Annotated in this window: 6 protein-coding genes; 2 read left to right on the plus strand and 4 right to left on the minus strand. The window is 67.3% G+C overall.

Translation table 11 applies throughout. The features are described 5' to 3' along the window. Nucleotides 1-266: 266 nt before the first annotated feature. From M1M07_RS12380 to M1M07_RS12390, 3 genes are all read right to left on the minus strand, one after another. Nucleotides 267-1,196: an alpha/beta hydrolase family protein gene (locus tag M1M07_RS12380; protein WP_248674371.1), complete on the minus strand. Its 930-nt coding sequence runs from the start codon at nt 1,194-1,196 to the stop codon at nt 267-269. 191 nt (nt 1,197-1,387) lie between these two features. Then, nucleotides 1,388-2,551 (minus strand): alkane 1-monooxygenase, encoded by a 1,164-nt coding sequence (locus M1M07_RS12385; protein ID WP_248674339.1) that lies wholly within the window; start codon nt 2,549-2,551, stop codon nt 1,388-1,390. Between the two features lie 215 nt (nt 2,552-2,766). Beyond that, nucleotides 2,767-2,970 carry a cold-shock protein gene (locus tag M1M07_RS12390; RefSeq protein ID WP_197255165.1) on the minus strand — a complete coding sequence of 68 codons (204 nt, stop codon included), beginning with the start codon at nt 2,968-2,970 and terminating at the stop codon, nt 2,767-2,769. A gap of 151 nt (nt 2,971-3,121) precedes the next feature. Between M1M07_RS12390 and M1M07_RS12395 the strand changes: the two genes are divergently transcribed. After that, the gene (locus M1M07_RS12395; protein ID WP_248674340.1) at nt 3,122-4,387 is read left to right on the plus strand and encodes a pyridoxal phosphate-dependent aminotransferase; all 1,266 of its coding nucleotides are present in this window, start codon (nt 3,122-3,124) and stop codon (nt 4,385-4,387) included. 657 nt (nt 4,388-5,044) lie between these two features. Beyond that, nucleotides 5,045-6,346: a YibE/F family protein gene (locus tag M1M07_RS12400; RefSeq protein WP_248674341.1), complete on the plus strand. Its 1,302-nt coding sequence runs from the start codon at nt 5,045-5,047 to the stop codon at nt 6,344-6,346. 14 nt (nt 6,347-6,360) lie between these two features. Here the strand turns inward: M1M07_RS12400 and M1M07_RS12405 are convergent, their stop codons facing one another. Further along, nucleotides 6,361-7,815, minus strand: a complete 1,455-nt coding sequence (locus M1M07_RS12405) for an Hsp70 family protein (protein WP_248674342.1) — start codon at nt 7,813-7,815, stop codon at nt 6,361-6,363. Between the last annotated feature and the right edge of the window lie 21 nt (nt 7,816-7,836).

Consider the following 7,836-nt stretch of genomic DNA (forward strand, 5'->3'; position numbering starts at 1 on the left):
GTGTTCCGTTACACACATTGCACCTGGATTCCACCGTGCGCAGGCAGCAGCACAGCGTTTTCCGTTATTCCACGTAACGATCACCTACCGCGTCGTTCGAACGGTCGAATTCCATTCCGCCGGCAGAGCGTAAGCAATTCGAAGTGATGTAATTCCGTGGTGCATAACGGAACCGACGTCCGGGGAACCGACAGGACCCGCGCCGGGCACAAATGCACGACCCCATCCCGTCGAGGAGTATGCGAGCGAATCCAGATGTCGATCTGCTACTCGTCGGCGCCCATTGCCGCCGCCAGCTGCGGCCACGACTCGTGCAACTCGTCCTGCCAGTAACCCCACGAGTGCGTCCCGAGATCACGGAACCGGACGGTCGCGGGGATGTCCAGTTCCCGCAGGCGGTCGGCGAGCCGGTGCGTGCAGACGTTGGTGGCCGCCTCGAGCAGACCACCCCACACGATCTGCTCGATCAGCCACGGTGCCTGCGGGGACCGGGGCAGGAACGGACTGTCGTGGGGGCCGGGGAGCCCGCTGCCGTTCGAAATGTACAGAGACAGGCCTCGCAGCTTCTCGGCGTTGAGGTAGGGGTCGTGCGCCTCCCACCCCGGGCCGTCGTAGGGCCCCCACATGTCCGTGGCGTCCTTCGCGCCGGCCACCTCGACGACGGACCGGACGTATGCCTGACCGAGGGGGTCGCTGGTCTGTGCGCACCCGCTGTACGACGCGACCGCCCGATACAAGCCCGGCGCCTGGATAGCCAGATCGAGCACGGACGTGGCAGCCATCGACAGGCCCGCGATCGCGTTGACGCCCGAGGCTCCGAGCGTGCGGTCCAGCACGGGAGGCAACTCCCGGGTGAGGAACGTGCCCCACTTGTTCGTGCCGGATGCGGGATCGTCGCGCAGCCAGTCGGTGTAGTAGCTGATCATGCCCTCGGCGGGAATGACGACGTTGACGTTCTTGTCCGCGGTGAAGTCGAGGATGTCGGTCTGATTGAGCCAGGTCATCGCGTCCTCGCCGCCGCCGGCCCCGTTGAACAGGTACAGCGTCGGCCGCGGCACGCTCGGATCGGCGGGACGGATCACATTCAGGGTGATGGTGCGGTCCATCGCCGGGGAGTGCACGAACACATCCCAGCGCCGGTCCCCGACCTTCTCGATCCGCTCAACGACCGCGAGGCCGCCACCCGGTTCCACCACGGATCCCGGCGCAGCCCCGGCGGGAGCAGGGACGAGCGTCGCGAGCACGACACCGGCGAGCACCACTCCGGAAAGCCACGCCCGACGAAGCGCCGCGCTACCGGCACCGCCCTTCCGAAGAGTCTTCACGTCCGACAACCCCCGCAACCCGCCCCGACACGGACGGACGCACCGCATCCGTGTGATCAGGATTACGTAACGGAGGGGTAACGCGCAAGGATTTCGGCTTCTTTGCGCGGCTCGATGTTGATTCGCGTCAAGTCGTAGCCGTAGTGCTCGAGCACGCGACGATCCATGACGCGGCGCCACAGGGGCGGCACGAGCGAGACGAGGACGAGCACCGCGTACCCGGCGGGCAGCTGCGGCGCCTCCGGCATGCTGCGCAACGTCTGATAGCGGCGCATCGGGTTCGCATGATGGTCGCTGTGTCGCTGCAGGTTGTAGAGGAACAGGTTGCTGCACACGTGGTCGCTGTTCCAGCTGTGAGGCGCGGCGACCCGCACGTAACGGCCGTCGGGCCGCTTCTCCCGCAGCAGACCGTAGTGCTCGAGATAGTTCACGGCCTCGAGGAACATCACGGCCATCACGGCCTGCACGACGAGCCACGGTGCGATCTGCCAGCCGAAGGCCGCGACGAGGGCCGCGTACAGCACGACACTCATCGCCCACGCGTTGAGGATGTTGTTGCGAACCGGATTCCACGGCGACCGTCCGCGGCGACGCAGCCGCGCGCTCTCGTAGCTCCAGGCCGAGCGCAGGCTGCCGATCACGGTCCGCGGCAGGAAGCGCCAGTAGCTCTCTCCGAAACGAGCGGTCGCAGGATCGTCGGGCGTCGCCACCCGCAGATGGTGACCGTGGTTGTGCTCGACGTAGAAGTGCCCGTAGAAGGACTGGGCGAGCGCGACTTTCGCGAGGCGTCGTTCGAGCGTCGTCCGTTTGTGTCCGAGTTCGTGGGCTGCGTTGATACCCACCCCGCCGACGACGCCGAGCGTCGCGGCCATCGCGAACTTCTCGAACGGCCCCATCGGGCAGTTCACCCAGGTCCAGCAGCCGAAGACCAGTCCCGCGTACTGCAGCGGCAGGTACAGGTACGTGCACCGGCGGTAGTACTTGTCGCGCTCGAGGGACTTCATGACCGCCTCGGGCGGATTGGTCCGGTCCTGGTCGACGAACCGATCGACGAGCGGCGCGATCACGGCGATGACGATCGCCCCGGCCGCCCAGAAGACACCGAGGTGCAGGTGGCGCACGAGAACCCATGCCATGAACGGGCTCAGCGGAACGGCCAGTCCGAACAGCCAGAGATGGCGTTTCGGGTCCCTCCATCGCGAACCGATCTCGTCGTCCATCGGCATTGCCGACCCCCCGGACACACCCAATTCCACCACATACTTCCAGCCGCATTGCTACGCGCCGGCTGTCCTCGCCCCCGAACACAGCCCCCATCGCCTCGAAGAGTAATGCACGGAGGTTGGGCCCTCGGTGGTCCGTGACAGAGGCCACAAACAGCACAACGGTGGTGCCGGGTCACAATACCTGGGCACCACCGTTGTGAACGGGGAACGCGAATTCAGATGGCGCGGACGCCCTGCGCCTGCGGACCCTTCTGACCCTGACCGATCTCGAACTCGACGCGGGCACCCTCATCGAGAGTCTTGAACCCGGTGCCCTGGATCTCGGAGTAGTGGACGAAGACGTCCGGCCCCCCACCGTCCTGTTCGATGAACCCGAACCCCTTCTCCGCGTTGAACCACTTCACAGTTCCCTGCGCCATTTCCGCTGACTCCCTCTACATCCACACCCGGACGTCACCCCGACGCCGCGGTCAAGTGGCCATCATCGCACTGATTGTGACGATCGTCGCGGCAGACGCGTCGGAGGTTTCGGAAAATCCGGTTGAAATGGAGTTGCGCGCCGGTGGCACCATGGACGCCGTGACTATCGGAGAGCAAGGCCACCTTCACCACCGCATCACCCGCCCGCTCGAGCAGTCCTCGAAGCTGCAGAACGTGCTGTACGAGATCCGCGGGCCGGTGCACGCCCACGCCGCGCGACTGGAGGCGGAAGGTCACCGCATCCTGAAGCTGAACATCGGCAATCCCGCCCCGTTCGGATTCGAGGCGCCCGAGACGATCGTGCAGGACATGATCGCTGCTCTCCCGCACGCCCAGGGCTACTCGGAGTCCAAGGGCATCGCGTCGGCGCGCCGCGCGATCGTCACACGCTACGAACTGGTGCCGGGCTTCCCCAAGCTCGACATCAACGACGTCTACCTGGGCAACGGCGTCTCCGAGCTCATCACCATCACGATGCAGGCGCTGCTGGACGACGGCGACGAGGTCCTCATCCCCGCACCGGACTATCCGCTGTGGACTGCGATGACCTCACTCGCCGGTGGCACTCCCGTGCACTATCTGTGCGACGAGTCCAACGACTGGAATCCGGACATCTCCGATATCGAGTCGAAGATCACCGATCGCACCAAGGCCCTGCTGGTCATCAACCCGAACAATCCCACGGGCGCGGTGTACTCCCTCGAGGTCCTGACGCAGCTGGTCGAGCTGGCCCGCAAGCATCAGCTGCTGCTGCTCGCCGACGAGATCTACGACAAGATCCTCTACGACGACGCGAAGCACATCTCGCTCGCGACGCTGGCACCCGACCTGCTCTGCCTGACCTACAACGGCCTGTCGAAGGCGTACCGGGTCGCCGGCTACCGCTCCGGTTGGATGACCATCACGGGCCCGAAGGAACACGCTGCCGGCTTCCTCGAGGGCGTCGATCTCCTCGCCTCGACGCGCCTGTGCCCGAACGTCCCGGCGCAGCATGCGATCCAGGTCGCGCTCGGCGGTTACCAGAGCATCGAGGACCTGATCCTGCCCGGCGGCAGGCTGCTCGAACAGCGCGATGTCGCGTGGGAACGGCTCAACGCGATTCCGGGCGTCAGCTGCGTGAAGCCGCGCGGCGCCCTGTACGCCTTCCCGCGGCTGGATCCGGAGGTGTACGAGATCCACGACGACGAGAAGCTCGTGCAGGATCTGCTGCTGCAGGAGAAGATCCTCATGGTCCAGGGCACCGGCTTCAACTGGCCGAACCACGATCACCTTCGGATCGTCACGCTGCCGTGGGCCCGCGACCTCGCCGTCGCCATCGAACGGTTCGGCAACTTCCTGTCGAGCTACAAGCAGTAGCGTTCACGCAGGTCACCGGCTCGGTCCGCGCTTCGGGCCGGGCCGCACCCGGCGTTCGCGGTGGGGTTCGCTCCGATTTTCCGGACACCGGAGCCCGCCGTGACACGCCCGAGACGCACGACACGCCGATCGTTGTGGAATGTATTTTTCGAGCCCTGCGGACGCATTTCCGCAGGTAGAAGGTCCCTAATAGGTCCCGAATCGGACAATCGGACCAAGCGGTGAGGCGAGACACACCTCAGAAGACTTTCCCGAACACGGACATAGGAAGTAAGTTTGTCCATGGCACGGCGCGACCGTGCCGGGCTCCCTGACCGACGCCATCCCCCCTGTGCGAGGTCAGGTGAAGGTGGCGGGGACACCCCCCCTGCTCCCCGCCACCACCAGCCCAACTCTTTCTCCTCCGGCCCCGAGCACATCGAACGCTCAGTCGCCACGGCCCGTGAATCTCGGCGGGAAACTCACTCGCGGTCACGATTGAACCACAGATTTTCTGGGTAAGCCACACAGAAGGCTCGTTCCGGGCCTATTTTTTCGTGCCTGTGGCACGATCTTGACGCATCAACTTGTGCGCAGAGCACAAATGAATCCCTCAATGGAGCCTGGACGGCCGTGCCCCCGTCCGGACATCCCGCAGAGGGTGGCTAGCCTGTCCCGGTGAGTCACGGACACGGGCACGGGCACGGGCACGGGCACGACGGTCCGGTCCCGCTCGGCCCTACTGCGGCCCGGGTGGTCGTCGGACTGCTGACAGCCATCGGCATCGTCGTTCTGCTGGGCACGGCCGCCCTGTGGCCCAGCAGCAGGTCCATCGACATTCCCGCGCCCTTCCAGACATCGGGCGGCGGCGCCGTGGTCACCGAGGCGGGCACTGTCGTCACCCAGGACACCGGCTCGTGCGGGAGCACCTCCTCCGGCCGCGTGTTCACCGGCAACCCGGTGCCGCCCGCGACCGACGCCTACCAATGTGCCCGCAGCGTGATCGCCATCGAATCGGGTCCCAACGAGGGCACCCGGACCCTGCTCGAGATCGCCCCGGGCCCGGGACAACCGGAGTTGCACGCCGGGGAGAAGATCCGGCTGGTCCGGCAGACCGATCCGTCGGGCACAACCCAGTACTCCTTCTACGACTACGCCCGCGGACTGCCCATCACCCTGATCATCGTCGCGTTCGCCGTCGTGATCGTCGTGGTCGCACGGTGGCGGGGGCTGAGGGCCCTGATCGGCCTGCTCGTCGCGTTCGGCGTACTCGTCGGTTTCATGCTGCCGGCACTACTCGACGGAAAACCGGCCGTGCCGGTCGCGCTCGTCGGCGGGTCGCTCATCCTCTACGCCGTGTTGTACCTCGCGCACGGAGTGAACCTGCGTACGAGTTCGGCGCTGCTGGGCACCCTGGCGTCGATGGGCCTCGCGGCGCTGCTGTCCTATCTGGCGATCCGGCTGACCAATCTGACGGGCCTGTCGGAGGAACAGAACACCGACGTGCAGTTGTACCTCGAGCACGTGAGCATCACGGGTCTGCTGCTCGCCGGATTCATCATCGGATCGCTCGGTGTCCTCAACGACGTCACGATCACGCAGGCGTCGTCGGCGTTCGAACTCGCGGCGATCGACCCGTCCGCGAGCCGCCGCGAGGTGTTCACCTCCGCGATGCGGGTCGGTCGCGACCACATCGCGAGCACCGTCTACACGCTGGTGCTCGCGTACGCCGGCGGCGCGCTGCCGCTGCTGCTGTTCTTCAGCATCGCCGGACGATCGATCTCCGACGTCCTCACCGGCGACGCGGTCGCCATCGAAATCGTGCGGGCCTGCGTGGGCGGCATCGCCCTGACCCTGTCGGTGCCGCTGACCACCGCGATCGCGGCGCTGCTTGCCCGGCCCGTCGGATCGGGTGGCGGGGCTGCGCCCGTCGTCGAACGACCCCGTCGGGAACCGACCCGCGGGCGGCACGCCCGCTGATCACTGCCCGGACATCACCGTGCGGGCAGCTCGAGCCTGGGCAGCTCGATCCGCGGCAGCTCCACCGTCGGCAGGACGGGGACCGGGATGTTCAGCCCCGGGATCATCGGCGGGGGCGGCGGCGTCTCGGGGGCTACCGGCACCTGCCGCTGCGTGGTCGGTTCGGGTTCCGGCTCTTCGGTGGTCGTGGTGACCGGTGCCGGCGCCACGGCGGGCCTCGGTGACGGCTTCGACGACGGCGGCGTCGTCACCACCGTCTCCGCGGGAGCGGACTCGTCGACCGGATCCGAACCGAAGACGCTGTTGCCGGCTCCGAGGGCGACACCGATCAGGGCCACCACCATCAGAGCGGTTCCCGCGAGGCCCGCGCCGCTGATCTGCTTGCCGCTGACCCGGGGTCCGCGGGCTGTGAGCATCCCCAGCCAGGACCGCGATTCGTCCGCGTCCGCGGCATTCGCGGGCTTCTCCTTGGGACGGGCGATCCGATCGGTGCGCTGCTCGGTGCGCCGGTCCGTGGCTGCGAATCCGCTGACACCGGCCTGCGCCCCGGCCGGGCGCGCGATGCGCTCGGTCGCCGCCGGCGGCGGGACGATGCGCGTGGTCATGCCCGGTATCGAGTCCTTCGGCCGACCGGCAAGGAGAGCGCCGCCCTTCGCGAGGACCAGCTCCGGCTCGTGCGGCACCACCAGCGGCAGCCGCAGCCAGGACCGCAGGACCTCCTGGACGAGGGGGATGTGCGCGCCGCCACCGAGCAGCACGATCGCCTCCGGATCCCGGCCGGCACGCTCGACGATGTCGCGGACGAACCGCGCGGACGACTCGACACACTGCGCGATCAGCGGGTCGAAGGTGTCCCGCGACATGAGAATGAGCCCGGCAGCGCCCGGCACCGCGACCGCGTCGCTCGCGGACAGCTGTTCCTTCGCCTCGCGGCACTGCGCGTCGAACTCGGTGACGGTCGCCGGATCGTCGGGCAGCCACACCCCGTTCGTGCCGAGCTGGTGTTCGCGGATCGCAGCGTCGAACACCCGTCCCCCGACGGTGTCGGTGCGTCCCGCGAGGACCTCGCCGGACGGAAGGTCGACGACGGTCACGGTGAGGCCCGAATCACCCAGGTCGTAGAACACCGCCGTGTCGGTGCAGAGCTCACCGCTGGCACGCAGATACGCCAGCGCCGCCTCGGACTCGGAGACCAGGTCGAACCTGTCGAGACCCTGTTCCGCCATGGCCTTGCGGATCCGGTCCGCCTGCGCCGCGTCGCGGTACACCACACCGAGAGCGTCGATCGGCTCCCCCGCCACCCCCGTCTGGAACAACACGCCCAAGGTCTGTGCGGCGAGACGGGCGGGGTCGTCGCGACCTGTGTCCACCACCTGGAACTGAAATCCCGCCGAGGGCGTGGTCCGGTCGATCGGACGCACGATCCGGACGGCGCTCTCCCCAACGGTCACCCCGAGTACCGAACTCATCAGCCGCCTTCTGCAATTCCG

Source organism: Rhodococcus sp. HM1 (genome assembly GCF_023218075.1).
In the GTDB taxonomy this organism is placed as follows: domain Bacteria; phylum Actinomycetota; class Actinomycetes; order Mycobacteriales; family Mycobacteriaceae; genus Rhodococcus.